Source organism: Nostoc sp. PCC 7524 (assembly GCF_000316645.1).
Lineage (GTDB): Bacteria > Cyanobacteriota > Cyanobacteriia > Cyanobacteriales > Nostocaceae > Trichormus.
This window is the reverse complement of sequence record NC_019684.1, coordinates 480,699-500,293: the sequence shown is the minus strand read 5'-3', so window position 1 is coordinate 500,293 and position 19,595 is coordinate 480,699. Positions and strand designations below refer to the sequence as shown.

At 42.1% G+C, this 19,595-nt stretch carries 12 protein-coding genes; 2 read left to right on the top strand and 10 right to left on the bottom strand.

The window, feature by feature from the left end; all coding sequences use genetic code 11:
- Nucleotides 1-137 precede the first annotated feature (137 nt).
- The 9 genes from NOS7524_RS02090 to NOS7524_RS02050 form a co-directional block, all read right to left on the bottom strand.
- The gene (locus NOS7524_RS02090; protein ID WP_015136806.1) at nucleotides 138-1,451 is read right to left on the bottom strand and encodes an NAD(P)H-dependent oxidoreductase; all 1,314 of its coding nucleotides are present in this window, start codon (nucleotides 1,449-1,451) and stop codon (nucleotides 138-140) included.
- Nucleotides 1,452-1,669: 218 nt separating this feature from the next.
- Complete coding sequence (rfbC, locus tag NOS7524_RS02085) at nucleotides 1,670-2,239, bottom strand: dTDP-4-dehydrorhamnose 3,5-epimerase (RefSeq protein ID WP_015136805.1); 570 nt, start codon at nucleotides 2,237-2,239, stop codon at nucleotides 1,670-1,672.
- Nucleotides 2,240-2,397: 158 nt separating this feature from the next.
- The gene (locus tag NOS7524_RS02080) at nucleotides 2,398-3,261 is read right to left on the bottom strand and encodes a hypothetical protein (protein WP_015136804.1); all 864 of its coding nucleotides are present in this window, start codon (nucleotides 3,259-3,261) and stop codon (nucleotides 2,398-2,400) included.
- Nucleotides 3,262-3,330: 69 nt separating this feature from the next.
- Nucleotides 3,331-4,218 (bottom strand): glycosyltransferase family 2 protein, encoded by an 888-nt coding sequence (locus tag NOS7524_RS02075; protein WP_015136803.1) that lies wholly within the window; start codon nucleotides 4,216-4,218, stop codon nucleotides 3,331-3,333.
- 129 nt (nucleotides 4,219-4,347) lie between these two features.
- Nucleotides 4,348-5,445 carry a CDP-glucose 4,6-dehydratase gene (rfbG, locus tag NOS7524_RS02070; protein ID WP_015136802.1) on the bottom strand — a complete coding sequence of 366 codons (1,098 nt, stop codon included), beginning with the start codon at nucleotides 5,443-5,445 and terminating at the stop codon, nucleotides 4,348-4,350.
- Nucleotides 5,446-5,759: 314 nt separating this feature from the next.
- A complete protein-coding gene (gene rfbF / locus NOS7524_RS02065; protein WP_015136801.1) occupies nucleotides 5,760-6,533 on the bottom strand; it encodes a glucose-1-phosphate cytidylyltransferase in 774 nt (257 codons plus the stop codon).
- A 511-nt stretch (nucleotides 6,534-7,044) separates the two neighbouring features.
- Nucleotides 7,045-9,243 carry a tetratricopeptide repeat protein gene (locus NOS7524_RS02060; RefSeq protein WP_015136799.1) on the bottom strand — a complete coding sequence of 733 codons (2,199 nt, stop codon included), beginning with the start codon at nucleotides 9,241-9,243 and terminating at the stop codon, nucleotides 7,045-7,047.
- 185 nt (nucleotides 9,244-9,428) lie between these two features.
- The gene (locus NOS7524_RS02055; RefSeq protein ID WP_015136798.1) at nucleotides 9,429-10,211 is read right to left on the bottom strand and encodes a PP2C family serine/threonine-protein phosphatase; all 783 of its coding nucleotides are present in this window, start codon (nucleotides 10,209-10,211) and stop codon (nucleotides 9,429-9,431) included.
- Nucleotides 10,212-10,424: 213 nt separating this feature from the next.
- Nucleotides 10,425-11,099 (bottom strand): vWA domain-containing protein, encoded by a 675-nt coding sequence (locus NOS7524_RS02050; protein ID WP_041555504.1) that lies wholly within the window; start codon nucleotides 11,097-11,099, stop codon nucleotides 10,425-10,427.
- Nucleotides 11,100-11,708: 609 nt separating this feature from the next.
- Here NOS7524_RS02050 and NOS7524_RS02045 point away from each other — a divergent pair.
- A complete protein-coding gene (locus tag NOS7524_RS02045; protein WP_015136796.1) occupies nucleotides 11,709-13,094 on the top strand; it encodes a response regulator in 1,386 nt (461 codons plus the stop codon).
- 110 nt (nucleotides 13,095-13,204) lie between these two features.
- Complete coding sequence (locus tag NOS7524_RS02040; RefSeq protein WP_015136795.1) at nucleotides 13,205-14,011, top strand: MBL fold metallo-hydrolase; 807 nt, start codon at nucleotides 13,205-13,207, stop codon at nucleotides 14,009-14,011.
- A 105-nt stretch (nucleotides 14,012-14,116) separates the two neighbouring features.
- On the opposite strand, the gene NOS7524_RS02035 is transcribed toward NOS7524_RS02040, so the two are convergent.
- Nucleotides 14,117-19,582, bottom strand: coding sequence for an eIF2A-related protein (locus NOS7524_RS02035; RefSeq protein WP_015136794.1), 5,466 nt, complete (start codon nucleotides 19,580-19,582; stop codon nucleotides 14,117-14,119).
- Between the last annotated feature and the right edge of the window lie 13 nt (nucleotides 19,583-19,595).

The window sequence follows — 19,595 nt, the reverse complement described above, 5'->3', positions numbered from 1 at the left end:
ACCAACCACAGAACCAAAGAGAATACAGATTTAAGAGGTTCAAGAATTCTGACGAAAATAGGATAAGATGCCCTCAAACCCCCCTTGTTGCAGGGGGGTCATATTTCTGAGTTATTACTGTCAATTAAATCTAGATGCTAGCCAACTGTTACCAAAACTTTTTCTGGGGCAAAATATGTGTTTTGTTCGGCTCGGAGTTGGTCACAAAGTCTGCCTGCTGGTAGTTCTACATCATCATAGGTGAGGACTTGATCTTTGGGGATATCACGCTTGAGACGGCATCCTTCAGCTAAACCCATTGGTAGAAGTTTTTGTTCTTGGACAATATGGGAATTTTCACATTGTCCGTAGGTCATATAGTAGCCGATGCCATCTAAAGTGTCTCCTGCCTTTAGGTCAATTTTTGCAGTGGCCACTACGTCCACTATGGGGCCGGCTAAAGGAGCCATAACGGCATCTTGGAACAGCACCGCACGCGCGACAGACAAGGGAACTTCAAAATGACAGAGGTGATAGGGTGTGTAGAAGCTATAGAGAGGGCCTTCACCTAGTTTGTACAAGTTGAGATAGTGGCGTTGTTTGGGATCGTCATGGGTAGCAAAGACAAATACGCCAGGACTGGGTTTAGCTCCAACTACATAATCTACGATGCCACCGAGTTCTTTGAGTTGTTCGACATCATACATATTGGTCATTTCATCCACATGACCGGTATAGTCATAGCCCAACATTCCCCGCTTGGCTACTTTCATGCCTGTGGCGTTAGCAACGATCGCCTGCTCGAATGATATCTTAGTACCATCAGCAAAGCTTGTTACCATGTGCGCCTGTTGTCCCCAACGCTTGGCAAATCCTTCTTGAGTGGTGGGGTTGCGATAGGGGTCATGTAGCCCTTTGATGTTGCCGCACAATAGGGGAGTCAGACCAATACTTTTGACAAATCGGTATAGGTTCAGCTCTACCCCTGGTTGGTCGCCATCACAGGCGCTAAGAATCACACCAGCTTTGTCTGCATAGACTTTGAGGATGGGACCGATAGTTGCGTCGAGTTCGGCATTCATCATAATAGTATGTTTGCCGTGAGCGATCGCCTGCATGACTATGTGAGCGCCAAATTCCACTGCACCAGTCACTTCGATAATGGCATCAATGCCTTCTGCTTGGCAGATGAAGTTGGCATCTTCAGTGATAGCGTATTTACCCTGAGCGATCGCCGCTTCTAATGCGCCGACACTCTCAACCACTTGCATATCTTCAATACCAGCTTCTGTATAAGCTCGTTTAGCGCCATCAAGACTACGGTTAGCGATCGCCACCAACTCCATCCCAGGGACAGAATTGATAATTTGGTTAGCAATACCTCGTCCCATAAAACCAGCCCCAATCATCCCCACTCTTACGGGATTACCAGCAGCAGCACGAGCTTCTAAGGCGCGATCGATAATAATCATTTAGTCAATTCCTTTATGTAATATTTTTTAAAGGCAGGAAGCAGTTCTAATGAAACAAGTTTCACAGCCAATAATGAAAGTAAAGTTGGGATTTGTACTCAGCAGGAGACTCATCGCCCCAAAGAAAGCTAACAGCACTTTCAAGCTAGGAGAAGTAAGGGAGACAAGAAGTAGAGTTTTTGCCCAGTTCTCAGTCCCCAATACCCAATCCCCAATCCCTAACAAACCGCTTCCACTGGATTAGAACTACCGATGGGAATGTTCTCTAACAGGGGAAAATTGGCATCTTTTTCAGAAATTAATGTGACTTCTAGAGGCCATTCAATGTTAAAAAACGGGTCGTTATAACGTAAACCTCTTTCATATCCTGGTGTATAAAATTCACCTACTTGATATACAATCTCAGCTTCATCAGTCAAGGTTTGATAACCATGAGCAAACATTTCTGGTACATATAAAGCTCGGCGGTTTTCTGCTGTGAGTTCTACACCAAAGTAGGATAAAAATGTTGGTGATTCAGGACGCATATCAATAATTACGTCATAAATAGCACCTTTAGTACAACGTACCAGTTTAGTTTCGGCTGCGGGTTTGAGTTGATAGTGCATTCCTCGCACTGTGCCTTTTTGATGGTTATAAGCAACGTTGCACTGAGAAACTACTGGTTTTAATCCGTGGTCGGCAAATTCTTGAGCGCAGAAAGTCCGGGCAAAAAAACCACGATGATCTGGCTTTTCTTCTAAATCGATAATAAATGCGTCTTGTAGTGAAGTAGAAGTAAAAATCATAGTTTACAGGAATATAATTTGCTAAGAAGAAATAATTACTAATCACTTAGTATTTACGCTAGATATAGATGCTCAACAGGAACTTTATCTATATCTAGTTAAATTTGCTCCATGCTCAATTACTAATACCTTGTTAATCTAAAGCATGGCAAAAATTTTTACTTTACTAAAGTCAATGGCGTATCCATATTTACTTCCTTTAATTGACTAACTACCTCTGGTTTAGGATAGTAATCATCCCAAAAATGAGTACAGAGTTTTGGTTGTTTAGGTGGGTTAGCAGTATAAGCAAAAAATAGTGTGGAACGCTCTTGAGTACGGAGAGTACCGTGATGTAAAAGTCTTCTTGTGTCAACTAGAATTACTGTACCTGCGGCTCCTGTACAAGACTTCCAAGCTGATTTGGGGACAATTTCATTGAGGGTTTCATCATTAATTCCCCCTGTATTTTTAATTTTGTGCTTAATTCGATAATAATTAAGTCCATACATGGAAGTAAAAGCCTCTGGCACGTATTCAAAAGGCCCATGTTCCGTGTCAACATCGTTTAAGTAAACAATGACTTTCAGAACTCGGCGATCTTCTATATCTCTATGCCAAAGCAGTGTTGCAAACTGGTTTTCGTTGGGAAAATCTTTGCGTAAATGTACGCCATGAAAAGCCACAGGAAGACCAATATAATTTTCGATGATACTGATTAGTCTGGTTTCACTTCCCCAGTTATAAAATTCTGCTATATCTGTAACCGTGTAAATTTCCGGGTGATTTTCCTGAGTAATTTGGTAATCAGATCGTCCCATAGTTGGTAAAAGACGATAAGCCGCACTCAGCAGTTGCGAAGTGGATGTCAATCCTAACTCTGCTAAGTTAGTCATGTAAATACCGTCACGTTTGAGGGTATTAACGATTAGGCGATCGCCTGCGTCTAGTGGGGGTAAATTTTTCTCATGCTCCCGTAGTTTTCGTCTATAAGTTAATTCATGGTTCAACGAATCAATGGTTTCTTGGATGTTGTTAAGCATGGCACAGATTCAATCTTTCTATTTTTCGACTACTTTATTCAACTTAATTCTCATCTGGGAGAATATTTCTTATCTGAGAGCAGCAACAGGCCATCGTTGCAACTTCTCTAATAACACTTTTAAGTCAATCTCTTGGCATAGCCGCAACATCATCTGCCTGCAAAATTCCTGAGAATATCCAATTTCTGCCAGCTTAGATATCATTTCAGGGATATGTTTATATTGCATTAATAGCACCGCTTTCGGCTTTTTATGCCAAACAGTAGCACCAAAAATACATTCTAAATAAGTCTTTTTAGTGACAAAAACATTACCATGCGCGGCACAATAACCAGCTAAATATGCTAACGACATCCAGTTATTTGCAGCATCTGACCAATTTTGCAGAGCGCCTTTGACTAAATCAGTGCGATAGATATTAGCAGTTAAGAAGATAACTGCACCTAGACTTTTCGCTAAACAAGCTTCAAAAATGGCTTTACCGTCACTACCACCATCTTCACCATTAGCATCAAACCAGCGATTACCAATGATAGTTGGTGGATATACTGGATGACCAGTAATTTTATTGCGCCCAGAAAAGTTGAGAAATAATAATGATAGATTCTGCCGTTGTTTGAGGATATCTATAACATCAGGAATAGTTCTATCTTGAATTGGGTCATGATCACCAATTGCCCACACATATTGAGTGGCTGATGAATTTAGGCAATACATAATATTATTCATTACGCCTAAATTTTCTGGATGTCTGTGATATTTAAATGTGAGATTAATGAGCTTTTGTTGCCATTTATCTATAATCTCTTGAGTATCATCAGTAGAACAGTTATCAGTAACTAATACTTCACAGTCTGATTCAAATCCTTGGATAGACCTTTCTAGCCAAGATAACTGTTGATCAAGTAATTCAGCACGATTATAAGTGGGAATGGCAATGGTTAATAATTTGCTCATACTCAGGAATTAAAGCCGGGCAGCAGTTATTGGCAAACTGTCATAAGTTCGTAGTGAGGGATTTATCCCTGTGTTACAAGGTTTGAATTAAACTGACTACGAACTTTTCTTTTCTTCAGTCTTGTTGCACTAAACTGACACTAACTGTTCAGCACTACTTGCTAGTTGGATAAACTGCTGAATTTGAGATTGAGTCTTTTGCTTCATGTCATAGCCTTGTTCCCAGGCTTTAGTCCAATCTACTATCCAAGCTAAAGCTGTTGATAAGTCTAATTGGGGTTGCCAATTGATGAGATTCCGAGCTTTAGAACAATCTAAGGTTAAATAATTGGCTTCGTGAGGTTGAAATCTACTATCTTGAATCCAACTAGCATTGTTCCCCCACAACTGCTGGAGTTGCTCAACTACCCAAGATACTGTTTTTACTCCTGACTCATCAGGGCCAAAGTTCCAGCCGCCTCCATAGAGACAACCTTGAGTAAATAATTTTTCTGCCAGAATCAAGTAACCATGAAGTGGTTCGAGAACGTGTTGCCAAGGGCGAACAGCTTGAGGATTTCTAATCACTACTTCTTCCCCTGCTAACCAAGCGCGGAGAATATCAGGAACGAGACGATCCTTAGCCCAATCTCCGCCGCCAATTACATTTCCGGCTCTGACAGTAGCTACAGCCACCCCATGTTGAGAATAATCAGCAGGATTGAAAAAGGACTGACGATAAGCTGTAGTGACTAACTCAGCACATCCTTTACTGCTGCTATAGGGATCATATCCTCCCATCGGATCTGTTTCGCGGTAGCCCCAAATCCATTCTCGGTTTTCGTAACACTTATCAGAGGTGATGATGACTGCTGATTTGACGCTGGATACATATCGTATTGCTTCCAATACGTTGACTGTTCCCATGATATTGATTGCATAGGTATCTACTGGCTGATGGTAAGATTCCCGTACCAATGGTTGAGCTGCCATGTGGATGACAATATCTGGCTGGAAAGTCTGCATTACTTGTTTGAGATAGTCTAAATCTCTGATGTCTCCCACCACTGATGTCATGCCTTCAGCCACATCAGCTAACTCAAACAGACTCGGAGATGTTGGCGGAGTTAAAGAGTAACCAAATACTTCCGCTCCTAGCATCTGTAGCCACAGTGACATCCAGCTACCTTTAAAGCCTGTATGTCCTGTCAGAAAAACTTTTTTTCTATGCCAAAAATTTGCTTCCATCACCAAACCTTTCACTTTACTTGCTCAGAATTACTAATTTTTGCAGTTAATTTTTATGTCTTCCATGTGGGCTATTTCGGTAGCCATCCTCTGATTTTTACCACTGGGGTGAATTTACAGAACTTCTATATTTGTGTGTAAAATACCCCTTTTGTGGGAATTAATTCAGTTGTTTTTAAATAAACTACGTTACATCTGTTAAGTAGTACCATACAACAGAAATCAAAATAATATTTGACAAAATGCCAAAAGCCCAGACAAAAGACCTTGTGATTTCTGTAGCAATATCCTGATGAATATTGTGTGTAGTGGTATTACCAAACCTTCCAAGGAGCTTGGTTACTTTTCCATAGCTCTTCTAAGTAATTTTTGTCGCGTAATGTATCCATAGGTTGCCAAAACCCACTATGTTTGAAAGCAGATAATTGTTCTAAATCTGCTAACTTTTCTAATGGTTCTTTCTCCCAAACTGTTGCATCATCAGCAATAAAATCAATAACAGCTGGTTCTAATACGAAATAACCACCATTAACCCACGCACCATCACCATCTTGTTTTTCTCTAAAACTGGTAATTTTGGTTTGTTCTTGTCCTAGGGAAATCGCACCAAAACGACCTGCTGGTTGTACGGCTGTGAGTGTTGCTAGAGCCTTTTGTTCCTGATGAAACTTAATTAGTTCGCTAATATTAACGTTACTGACACCATCACCATAGGTAAAGCAAAAAGTTTCATTACCAAGATGTTCGCGAACTCGCTTTAAGCGTCCGCCTGTCATGGTGTTATCACCCGTATTTACTAAAGTGACACGCCAAGGTTCGGCGTAACCAGAATGGACATTCATCTGGTTAAATCGCATATCAAAAGTTACATCAGACATATATAAGAAGTAGTTAGCAAAGTATTCTTTAATGATGTAACCTTTGTAACCACAACAAATAATAAAATCATTAATGCCGTGGGCAGAATAAGTTTTCATAATATGCCAAAGAATTGGTTTACCACCAATCTCAACCATCGGCTTCGGTCTGACACTGGTTTCTTCACTGAGGCGTGTACCCAGTCCTCCAGCCAAAATCACCGCTTTCATGTATTTACCTCGGAGATGTGCAGGTTAATTATTATGGAAAATTTATATCAATGAAGAGGATGCACATGGATGGGAGAAAAATCTATTTATCTTGTTTTTCTCCGTACACAGTCTAACGATTATTCTGAGAAATTGGATAAAGAAAGGATAAATAAAAATATTGGATGTGTAAAAGCTTGATAAATAAAAACATTATTAAGTCTGAATAATTAGTGATGTTTTTTACAGTTATTAAATCCCACTCCTAACCCCTTTCTTTCCTATTGCCTACCTACGCAAATTATTTTAATAATTAAACTGGATTCTTATAGAAAAATAAATGACTGCAATCAGAGAAATATTACTTATAAATAACTAGAGAAAAGAATTACTAAATTTGACTATTTTAGTATTTTAAAAAACATATAAATTGGTGTAGGGGTGTAGGTATGCAAAACCCTTACACCCCTAAGTCCTTAGCCCCTTACACCCTCTCATCACGAAGAATCCCGTTGCGTAATTCCTATTGTATTTACTGTGTTGTAGTTACGTTTGTATCCGCATATCCCCACAGGGTAGAACTTTGGAATAAAGCGTTACATTTGCTTTCTTCAATGATACAGAGGCTACTTAAGGCTTGCTGGTAACTTTCTGTATCTTCTTGTTCTAAAGAAAGTTTAGCGGCCATCTGTAAATCTGCAATGGCTTTTACATGAGTAGTGTTAGATAGATTACCTGTAAGTTGAGCCAGTTCATAGCGCACCATACCGCGTTTGAGGTAAACTTTGGGCAGTTTGTCGTTAATCTTTAATGCTTGGTCAAAGTCAGCGATCGCCTGGTGATATTCTCGTGTAGAATCAGTGCCATATTGAGCAATTTGATAGCGAACAGTACCACGCTGGAAATAAGCCTCTGATTTGGTATCATTAAGTTGCAGCGCCTTGTTAAAATCAGCGATCGCTACTTGATACTCTCTGAGGGTATCACCGCTATATTTAGCTATTTGGGCATAAACGATTCCCCGGCGGATATAGGCTTCGGTTTCTTTGGGGTTGATGCTGAGGGCTTGGTTGAAATCCGCGATCGCTAGCCTGTATTCTCGATCAGGATCGTTGCTATATTCAGCCAGCATATAGCGGGCGTTACCGCGATTCACTAAGGCTTTGATTTCTTGAGAGTTAATTTGCAAAGCGGCTGTATAGTCTACCATTGCACCTTCGTAGTCTTTGAGGTTATAGCGAGAATTACCTCGATTCACATAGGCTCTGGCGTTGGTAGGTTCTTTTTGAATAGCCTGGGTAAAGTTGTCTACCGCTTGCTTATAGTCTCGCACTTGGTAAGCGGCATGACCTTGTTTGTAATAATCGGCAAAACTCAAGGTACTACCACCAATAGCTTGCTGTGTCATCAAGCTTTGTTGGGCATAATTATTCTGGGAAACCAAGGGACTGGTTAATTTCATCATCACATCCAAGTATCCCAACACCCCAAACCCCAGCAAGCCATAAACTAAAGGATAAAGTTTTTTTCTGCGCCGAGGACGAGGAGCAAAACTAGAGGTGGGTATCTGCCAGTTACTTTGGTACAAGGGCATGACTGGCAGTGGTAAACCGACGGGTTGAGTAGGCTGAGTGTAACGTCGTTTTTTGGTAGTCAAGCGGGGACGCAGATGTTCTCTGTTCTCAATCGCTTGCACAGAAGGAAATGGATCTCTACCACCCAAACGCACCGCCCGTTCACACCAAGGGCAGGTATGCAGGTGGTTGCTGTAACGATGCTGGGGATTGACACTACAAGTAGTGAGAGAGTCTTCTGCTTCCGCTAAGGCAGACAACCAAGCTTGAGCTAGAGGACGCTGTGCGGGGGCATAGTGTCCATCCTCAAAACACTGCAAAAATAGGGCTTGCAGTCTGGGATGAAGGGTTTCCCAAGCTGGTGCAATGGGTGTAGGTAGGTAGGGTACTTGTCGCTTTTGACTGTAGGTGAAATGTCCGGCGGCAATTCTGGCTTCATAAGCTGGTGGTTCGGCAACTCCCTGATAAATGCCAGAAAAAGGATGTGTCCCTTCCATTAATAATTGGAAGATGAGTACCCCTAAACCAAATAAATCATGACTAATGTCGCGATCGTGGTGAGCAAAAATTTTATTTTGCAGTTCTGGGGGTGTAAACTCAGGTTTACCCACCGGGCAACGATAAACCACATCGTTTTCCGGCTCGCGCACTTGGAAGGAATCCGTATCTACCAAGGTGACTAGGGCTGTGTCACTGACGAGGATATTAGACTCGTTGACATCACCCACACAATAGCCACTATTATGTAGAGCTGCAAAAGCCGCCGCCAAATTGCGAGCTGTGCGAAGAAGGTACTGGTAACTGAATAAAGGACAGTGTTGGCGACGGGTTTTAGGATTGTAAAAGTCGATGATGGGGCGCATTCCGCGAATGCGGGGCATTAAAAAGCCGATGATGCTGGTGTTTTCATCTGCCCCCCACAATAACTCTTGTGGCCAAGCAATGGAAATATGCCCCAAATTTGCTGTCGGGTTTTCCGGGGGGTTGGTTAGCATCGCCCGGAGTTTATTAGCATGAGCAACGGTAGGTTTATGGTAAACCTTCGCTACTAAATCGCCTGCGGATGGCACAGCATAAATACAAGCTTCACCACCACGCCCTAAGCTGACGCTAAGATTGAGAATTTCTTCCTGGGGAAGATAACGTAGTACCTTCATGATCACATCACGATTAAGGGGATTATTAAAAGAGGGAGTGGGGAGTGGGGATTGGGGATTGGGGATTGGGGATTGGGGATTGGGGTAAAAATTCCTCCCCTGCTCCCCTGCTCCTCTGCTCCCCTGCTCCCTCTGCCCCCCTGCTCCCTTGCCTTCTTAACTGACTGAACTTGCAGAATTCTGGCTCATGAATGGTTGAAGGCGGCTAAAATCAGCGTCAAATCATCCTCAGTACGTTGTGTAATGCGCTCAGAACTTAAAAACCTCACTAGCTGTTCTTTCGCTTCAATTTTGTCCTCTGTCTTTTCTACAAAATCGAATAATGGAAAAAAGAAAGGTTTGTGAGGTTCACCAACAACCATATTCAAAGCCAGCATTTGTAGTCCATCGGTGAGGACTCCAATGTTAACTATGGCTTCGCGCCATAGTCTCATTTGCGCTGTATCTAAGGCACCTGGTGAAGTTAAAAATGTTGTTTCGTTGATATATTCGCCGTTGTTAGGTATGGTCAGTGCTAGGAGGTTTCCCATCCGATCCTTAGCTACTGCTAATCCATCACCAATTTGTACGACGGCTACCATTTCTGGTGAGGCGATCGCAATAATTAAGGTAGTTGCTAAATCCTGGGGCTGTTGTTGACAAGCGACTGCTTCATCTTCTACAGCTTTTTTAGCAGCTAGCAAGGCATCAGTTAACAGCAGTTGCACAGTTTCATCATCAGCCAAGGCATCTCTCGTAATGTCTTTGAGGGATAAGTTTTCTATAGCTGTTTCTACAGCTACCATTGCGCCGACTTTTCCTTGGCTGGCAGAACCTGCACCATCTGCGGCTGCTGCTACTAACACGTTATCAGGTAATAGTTGCCAGTGGTGAGCATCCTGACACAGCTGCTTATTTTTGAGGTGGCTTGTACCACAGACAGAGGCGGCGACTACCTGCCAATGAGGGTTCTGTTTCGATGTTTTCATATAGTTGTTTTGTCAGCTAGCTGGAAGAAGGGAATGGGAAATGGGGAATGGGGAATGGGGGAGGAGTTTCCCCTATTTCTCCCTGCTCCCTGCACCGAAATATCTTCCCATCTTCCTCCTCATCTCCCTCATCTTCCTCATCTTCCTCATCTCCCTCATCTCCCCTACTCCCCACTCCCAGCCTCAGTTACTACCTTTGCAGGCAATGTGCGATTAAATAGAACCCCAGCCAATGGGCGGTAGTGCAATTTGCTCATCTATCTGGGAATGGGAAACTGCTGACATACTAGCGGATAGCCACACAAACATCTCAATAAAGTTCAGTCCTTTGAGTTTGAGAGGTGTCCGCACGGCAATTTGGTTTAAACGCAGCATATTGGCGTTTTCTACACCCACGCTGAAAAAGGCGACGCGTTTACTAACTTCATCTTCCTGTAGGCGTAATGCTGCTTGCTCTACTAAATGATCTAATTCGCCTTGTGGCTCACCATCTGTGATCATAAATACCCACGGACGATAGTAAGCTATACCGTTGGCACGATACAGAGATTTCCGTTCTTGCACCATGTCCAAGGCTTTATGAATGCCTGCACCCATGCTGGTTAATCCTTGGGCTGTCAGGATGGGAGGATCAAATTGATCAGCAGTTACAAAGTCTTGTACTACATTGATATGACTATCAAAGGTGACAATGGCAATTTCTACCCGTCTGGCTGCTATGGAATTTTTGACCAACTCATCCTTCAAACTCAGCAAGCCCTGGTTTAAAGCCTCTATAGCAGCACCTTGCATTGAGCCAGATGTATCGAGCAACAACACGCAAGGACAACGTGGTTCTGGATTCTCCGCAAACTCTACTACTTCATCTAGCGTTAAGGTATCATTCATAACGTTTTGTGTTATGTTATAGTCCAAAGCTCTATTTTCCTTTTTTTCAAAGTATATAGTTTCCACAGTTGCAGCCGACATGACCACAGGTAGATGTTAAGTGGTAGATGCTCTAATCTTCAGTTAAAAGATCATTCTGACCGCAAGCTCTACAGATTTAATCAATTCTTAATCAAGATGTAGAGAAATAAAAGCATCGGTTAGTGGTTCGGATTATAGGCGATCGCCCATCTACCAAAATTTATATAGAGCAAACACAGAATATAATAAATTATTCGCATTTGCCTACATAAATTTTTAAAGATTTTATGTAGGTTTTTTATTTTTCTATATAAAAAATAAATTTAGAATCAAATTAGATACCATGACCAATATACCTAATGTAACTAATAGAACTTCCATGACAAATGTCAAGAAAACAGTAGACTAAAGTATTTGGGTGGAAATTTAACAAACTATTGCCACAACAAATTTTCTCTTTGGTTAAATATTTGTCTATTCTGTCGAAGATTTGAAGAATAAAAGCTGGTAAATTCTCAGAAATTTTCATGTTTTAGATAACAAAATTGTACTTAACTCCTGTGTGTTTTTCCAAAAACATCCCCCAATATGAATAATATCGGCACATTTACAGCATTAAGTCCTCATAATTTATTAAGACAATTATCTAGTTGTTACGATACCACTTGTTTGCAAGCTGAGAGTAACTTAGTTACTTGGTTAATTTACCTAGAAAATGGGACACTCAGCTATGCTACTCATTCTGTCGAGCCATTTGACAGACTAGAACGCCATCTACGCCGCCTCAGCCCACAATTTCCCCTGGTAACGCCTGAAATTCGCGTGCAATTGCGCTTGTTGTTTGAGGCGGACTCACTCTATCCCACCAGCACAGAATACCCACCAGATTATCAGGCGATTCAATGGCTAATGAATCAAAAATATCTGGATATTAACCAAGCCACATTGTTAATTCAAGAATTAGTGAAAGAAGTCCTTGAAGCATTTTTGTTAATTAAAACTGGTAATTATAATTTAAGTGATTCCTCCCAGCCATTACCTGTAATTTGTCGGTTAGATGTAGCTAAAGTTATCGAACTTTGTCATGGGAGATTACAACATTGGCAAACTTATCTACCGAAATTTACCTCTCCTAATCAGCGTCCTTATTTGTTGTTAAATAATACCATTGCTGGCAAAAAGACCACTGAACTTCAACCAACATTAACTTACTGGATGAAGGGTTTTAGTCTGCGTCATCTGTCGGTAATTATGAACCAAGATGAACTACAACTAGCACAATATTTATACCCTTACATCGTCACTGGCGAGATTATTTTACATGAGCCAGATCCACCATTTGACCAATTACCCAAGATGTTGGCAGAATTACCATCAACGCCTCAATATACAACTGCATTACTAGAGAAGAAATTAGTTGATACGGTGGTAGAACTGAGTAATAATGCTACTCCCATTACCCCAATTGTAGAGATAGAAAATGTAGCTATTGTTAAGCGATCGCAGATTTCTGCTCATACAACAGCTAACGATACACAACTCACAACAATACCAAATAACACAAATACCCCGCCCGAAAGAGTAACGCCTGCTACCGTCACCCCGCAAAAGCTCTACAAAATTGTGTCTGTAGATGATAGTCCGACAATCTTAAGAGAAATTAGTCACTTTTTAGAGAATGAAAATTTTAATGTAATTACAATTAACGACCCCTTAAAAGCTGCTATGTCAATTATTAGGCACAAACCAGACTTAATTTTGCTGGATTTGAACATGGCAGGTATTGACGGTTATGAATTGTGCCGAATTATCCGTAATAATTCTATGTTTAAAAAAACACCGATTATCTTTGTGACAGGAAATAAGGGACTGGTAGATAAAGTCAGAGCCAGATTAGTCGGTGCTTCTGGATACTTAACTAAACCATTTACTCGTGCAGAATTATTGAAGATGGTATTTATGCACTTAACTTAAAGCTAAAAATACTAATAACAGCAATCGTTAACTACACCTGTCAGCCACTCCCTACCTCCCATTCTTGATAATGTCACAATAAAGGTAGGTATTATCTTCAATCTGCGGCTATGTATTTAACTTGGTTAGACTCCAACAGTTGGCTGTTGGAAATTGCTCAACAACGAATCCTGATTGATCCTTGGTTGGTTAGTTCGTTAACCTTTGGTAACTTAGATTGGTTCTTCAAAGGCTCTCGTTCTCAAGAGCGTCCCATTCCAGAGAATATCGATTTGATTCTGTTGTCTCAAGGTTTGGAAGATCATGCTCACCCACCTACACTAAAGCAACTTGACCGGAATATTCCAGTGGTGGCTTCTCCCAACGCTGCTAAGGTGGTGCAGGAGTTGGGTTATAGTGCTGTGACAACTTTAGCGCATGGGGAAACTTACCAGTTAAATAGCCAAGTGGAAATTACTGCTGTTCCTGGTTCTCCAATTGGGCCAACGTTGATAGAGAATGGTTATGTTCTCAAGGAGTTAGCCACGGATTTCAAGCTGTACTATGAGCCTCACGGTTATCATGCTCCTCAACTGAAACAGTTTGCACCAATAGATGTAGTGATTACGCCTCTAATTAATGTCAGTTTGCCTTTGATTGGGGCGATTATTAGAGGACAACAAAAGGCTTTAGAGGTTGCAGAGTGGTTGCAACCGCAAGTTATGCTACCTACTGCATCCCCAGGTGATGTCATGTATGAGGGGTTGCTAGTGAAGTTTCTTCAGGCTGAAGGAAATACTGAGGAGTTAAGAGCGCAATTAGCAAAACTGCAACTGTCTACTCAGATTATTGAACCACAACCAGGCGATCGCTTGGAACTACCCTTGCAATCACGTCTGTCAGATATCCCGCCCAGAACTAAAGTTCCTGGCTCATAGCTGAAGTCCACTCAAGTGGACTGAGGAGAAATTTAACCAAGTCCTCTTGAGAGGACTTGCGCTATTAGACTCGGAATTGATTCCGAGGTGGGATAAATTGCACACTCATTTATTCGCCAACGCCTGCGCCTTCGCCTCTGGGTCAAATTTCAAACTCTGATCCCACTGCTGCGCCTGACGGAACTTAGCAACTGCGCCGGAAATATCACCAACTCGCGCCAACTTCTCACCTTGGATGACTAACACCGTTGCGGCTGGAACTAACCGCGCTGGTGTTTGGCATGATGATAACTCCTCTAACACCTCTGGATGGAAGATGAGGTAATTGTTGAGTAAGTCGCAACCACTGCGTAATAAATTATCGACATCTAAATCCCAAATTTTGATGGTGTTGTCACTACTGGCGGAAGCTAAGTATTTGCCATTGGGACTGTAGGCAACACTCATAACCTCACGGCTATGACCCTGGAGAGTTTGCACCGCTTTACCTGTGCTGATATCCCAAATTTTGATAGTGCTGTTCCGACTGGCGGCAGCTAAGTATTTGCCATCGGGACTGTAGGCCACACTCATGACCAGACTGCTATGATCCTGGAGAGTTTGCACAGCTTTACTTGTGCTGATATCCCAAATTTTGATGGTGTTGTCCCAACTGGCGGAAGCTAAGTATTTGCCATCGGGACTGTAGGCAACACTAATGACCTCACTGCTGTGACCCTGGAGAGTTTGAACAGCTTTATCTGTGCTGAGATCCCAAATTTTGATCGTGTTGTCACTACTGGCGGAAGCTAAGTATTTGCTATCGGGACTGTAGGCCACACTATAAACCCCACGGCTATGACCCTGGAGAGTTTGAACAGCTTTACCTGTGCTGATATCCCAAATTTTGATGGTGTTGTCACTACTGGCGGAAGCTAAGTATTTGCCATCGGGACTGTAGGCTACACTAATGACCACACTGCTATGACCCTGGAGAGTTTGAACAGTTTTACCTGTGCTGATATCCCAAATTTTGATGGTGTTGTCCCCACTGGCGGAAGCTAAGTATTTGCTATCGGGACTGTAGGCTACACTATAGACCACACGGCTATGACCCTGGAGAGTTTGCACAACTTTACCTGTGCTGATATCCCAAATTTTGATGGTGTTGTCCGCACTTGCAGAAGCTAAGTGTTTGCCATCGGGACTGTAGGCCACACTCATGACCGCACTGCTATGACCCTGGAGAGTTTGAACAGTTTTACCTGTGCTGATATCCCAAATTTTGATGGTGTTGTCCAAACTGGCAGAAGCTAAGTGTTTGCCATCGGGACTGTAGGCCACACTATTGACATCACGGCTATGACCCTGGAAAGTTTGCACAGCCTTACCTGTGCTGATATCCCAAATTTTGATGGTGTTGTCACTACTAGCGGAAGCTAAGTATTTGCCATCGGGACTGTAGGCCACACTATAGACTGAATCGCTATGACCCTGGAGAGTTTGCACAACTTTACCTGTGCTGAGATCCCAAATTTTGATGGTGTTGTCCCAACTGGCGGAAGCTAAGTATTTGCTATCGGGACTGTAGGCTACACTATAGACGACACTGCGATGACCCTGGAGAGTTTGCACAGCTTTACCTGTGCTGCTCTCCCAAATTTTGATGGTGTTGTCACTACTAGCAGAAGCTAAGTATTTGCCATCGGGACTGTAGGCCACACTATAGACCGCACTGCTATGACCCTGGAGAGTTTGCACAACTTTACCTGTGCTGCTCTCCCAAATTTTGATGGTGTTGTCATCACTGGCAGAAGCTAAGTATTTGCCATCGGGACTGTAGGCCACACTATAGACCGCACTGCTATGACCCTGGAGAGTTTGCACAGCTTTACCTGTGCTGCTCTCCCAAATCTTGATGGTGTTGTCATCACTGACAGAAGCTAAGTATTTGCCATCGGGACTGTAGGCCACACTAATAACCTCACCGCTATGACCTTTTAAGGTATTAACTTCAAAACTACGATTTTGTTTCTTTTCCCCTGGTTTTAAATAAACTGCTTGGTATAAGGTTGCCTTAGTTTGCGTTTTGGTCTTGCTTACTTCCTGTGTCCAGGTTCTACTTTTGAGCTTGTCACCTGCTCTTAATGCTTCTAACAAAGCATCTGGGTGTTGGTTAGAGAGTAAAAACGCGTTGGAAGAATTATTTAAGGCGTTAATTTCATTCACTTCAGCGTTTTCTTTTTGTCTGTCTGCCTCGTAAGCCGATCGCACTGCTACAGTAGTCACAATCGCCATTACTATACCTGCGGCTACCGAGCCAAACAAGGCGCGTTTGAGAAATTTATTGAGTTTAGCTTCACTAATCTTTCGTTGTTCTCGCTCTTTTTCCAGTTCCGCCATTACCTGTTTTAACTTCGGTTCTTGTTGCTGGCGGATAAAGTTGGCTAAATAGTCATGCACCAGTTGATAACGGTCGGCTGGGTTTTCTGGTAGCAACACCACTAAGCCTGACTTGACAACAATCTCTAATACTAAATCTAAACTGTTTGTACGCAAATCATTTGATCCCCCTAAATCCCCCTTAAAAAGGGGGACTTTGATTCTCTTGCCCCCCTTTTTAAGGGTGGTTGGGGGGATCTCCCCAAATTCAACATCACTAAACGAAAAATATTGCTGCAAATCCCGTTCTAACTCCACGCGAGTCTTTAAAGGACGCGTCCCTTGTTCATCAGTCAGCAAAAACAGCACAAATTCCGCCAACTGCTGATGTTCTTCCCCGCAGTCATGAATAACTTCATCTAAATAATGCTGCACCAAGTCTTGTTTAGTGCCGAACTGCCGATACTTTTCTAAATTAGTAATATTCTCAGCTTGCAACTGCGCCCCCACCACTTGCAACTCAATGGGACGCACTTCACCCAACTCTCCGGCTAAGTCCTCTACCAGTGCATCAACTAAATCAGGTTCTAATTGAAAGCTAGTATTTGCAGTTAAACGCTGAATAATTGATTTTGCATCCTGGAGGGAGAAGTTACCCAACTTATAAAGCACACGATGACTGAGAATGTCATTACCAATAATCTGAAAGCTAGGTAAATAATTACATTCCAGCAAGTAATGGATGTAATCAACCCGCAAGGATAAGATAACCTTTGCTGATAGAACCTCTAAACATGACCCCAGAAACTCAAAGAACCGCTTACGTTGTCCAGGTTCGGTGTAAACAAAGAAAAATTCCTCAAATTGATCAAAAACTAGCACCATGCGGAGGTTGCGTTGTTCTTTTTCGCGCAATGCGTCGAGGAGGGAATTTAGGAGCAGGGGAGCAGAGGAGCAGGGGAGCAGGGGAGCAGGGGAGGAGGAAAGCAGGGGGGCAGGGGATGCAGGGGGAGCAGGGGAGGAATTAAGGTTTGAGTGAGAGCGTTCCGGTTCTAAGTGAGAATGTTCGGGTTCTAAGTGAGAATGTTCGGGTTCTAAGTGAAAATGTTCGGGTTCTAAGTGAGAATGTTCGGGTTCTAAGTGAGAACGTTCGGGTTCAGAACTCGGAATTTGATGTTCAAAACGAGAATCTTCAGGTTCTAAAGCTGAACTGTGAACCTCTGAACTCGAAACTTGAGCCTCTGAGGTCGAAGCGTGAGCCTCTGAACTCGAAACTTGAACCTCGGAACTCGAACCTTGAGCCTCTGAACTCGAAACGTCAACATTCCCAGTCCCCAATCCCCAATCCCCAGTCCCCAGTCCCCAGTCCCCAGTCCCCAATCCCCAATCCCCAGTCCCCAGTCCCAACAACCGTCCCAACTCCTCCGCCCAGTTGGTGTAAACGCGCATGACGATGACTAAGTTATCTTTGCCACGAATTGATTGTTGTTGCAAGGCTGGAACTAAGCCGGCGTTGACAAGGGAACTTTTCCCAACTCCAGACTGACCGTGAATAACTATTAATTTATAATCATCATTGTTGAGGCGTTCGATTAATCTTTCTATATCTAATTGACGACCGGAGGCGGAAATTTCTGGGGATATATTAGATGTTGTATGTAACGTCTCTACAAATGTTTGTCGTCTAGCTTCTAATCTCCCTGCGCCAACAAAAGCTCTTAAGCCAAATTGTTGTTCTATGGAGCGTCGTTGCTGTTTAATGTTGTAAGCTTTGAGATATGCTTTCTGTTCAAAATAAAATTTGTGTAACTGATTGAGAATCTTAATATAAAGTCTGACATCTTCTTGGGGATTTGCCCCATCTTTGGCTATTTCTAATGTACTAATTGCTTCTTGAGTATTACCCAAATGATATTGAGCGCGACTCAAGATAAATTTATATAAGTTTAAGTCGTAAGTTTGAACAGATTTGACTAATCTATTATCTAAAGATTGCTGGGGAATTATCGGGATAATATCTAATGCTTGTTTAACGAAGTCTATTGCTTGTTGCCAGTGTGATGCAGCTAAAGCCACCTCGGCTAAAAATCCATAATCTCTAGCGATTTCTCTTAGTTTATTGTTAGTTTGATGAATAGATAAAGCTTGTTGTACAAAGATTTTTAATTGTTGCCAAAGGTTTAATTCTTGGAGAACATCACCGATTTTTCCTAGAGAATTAGCAATGATATCTGGGCGGTTAATTTGAGTGCTTAGTTGAATATACTCGTCAATATATTGCTGTGTTGCCTGCCAAGCTGGATGTTGTTTATCTTGTTGTTTAATTGCTTCGAGATAAGCACAAAAGGTTTTTTCTCCTAGGATTTTTACTTGCCATTCTAGGTTATTGCTTTGCTGCCACAGGGTTAAAGCTGTGTGATAATGCTGAATGGCGGCATCTTTTTTATTGTTAATCTGTTTTGTTAAACCTAATAATGATTCTATATAAGCATTCAGTTCTGAGGATTGACCTAACCCCCTAACCCCCTTCCCTACTAGGGAAGGGGGAACAGGAAAAGCCTCTCTCCTTGTAGGGGAGAGGTACTCTAGCGAGAAGCCGCTCCGCGTCTTGGGAGAGGGGTTTTCTTCACCTATTAGTTCTTTTTGGGCTGCTGTTAATTCAGTTTCTAATTTCCGATATTCATAGAAATTCAAGTTAAGTTGATTATTAAACCATTGATGAGCGGTTGCGATAATAAAATCTATTAATTCTTGTTGGTTAATCTCAAAGCTTTTAGTAATTGCCCAACTTTCTAAATCTGGTGCAACTTGTATGAATTGTTGATAGATGACATCATCAATCCACACTACCAACGGAAAATTAAAATGCTTACGAAACTCCTCGCGCACCTGGTTAGCAGAAGTTAACATTTGTGATAAATCCTGTACAGCCTCTAAGCCCACAACCATCACACAACCGGAGATGTTTTCCCCAAAGGTTTCCTGAATGGCGGTGAACAGAGTTCTGTTAGACTGCTGCACTACCAAAACCTGAATTTCAACTGTACAGATTTCCTGCAATCTGGTGATTAAGCGATCGCGCAATTTACTATAATTACACCGTGCCAAAATCAGCTTGAACTGTCCGACGCTATTTTCAATCGCCCAAGCTAATTGTTCAATAGAGCGATCGCTATTGATTAGATTATCTTCTGGTTGTTGTTGACTCATAAAGCTAATTTAG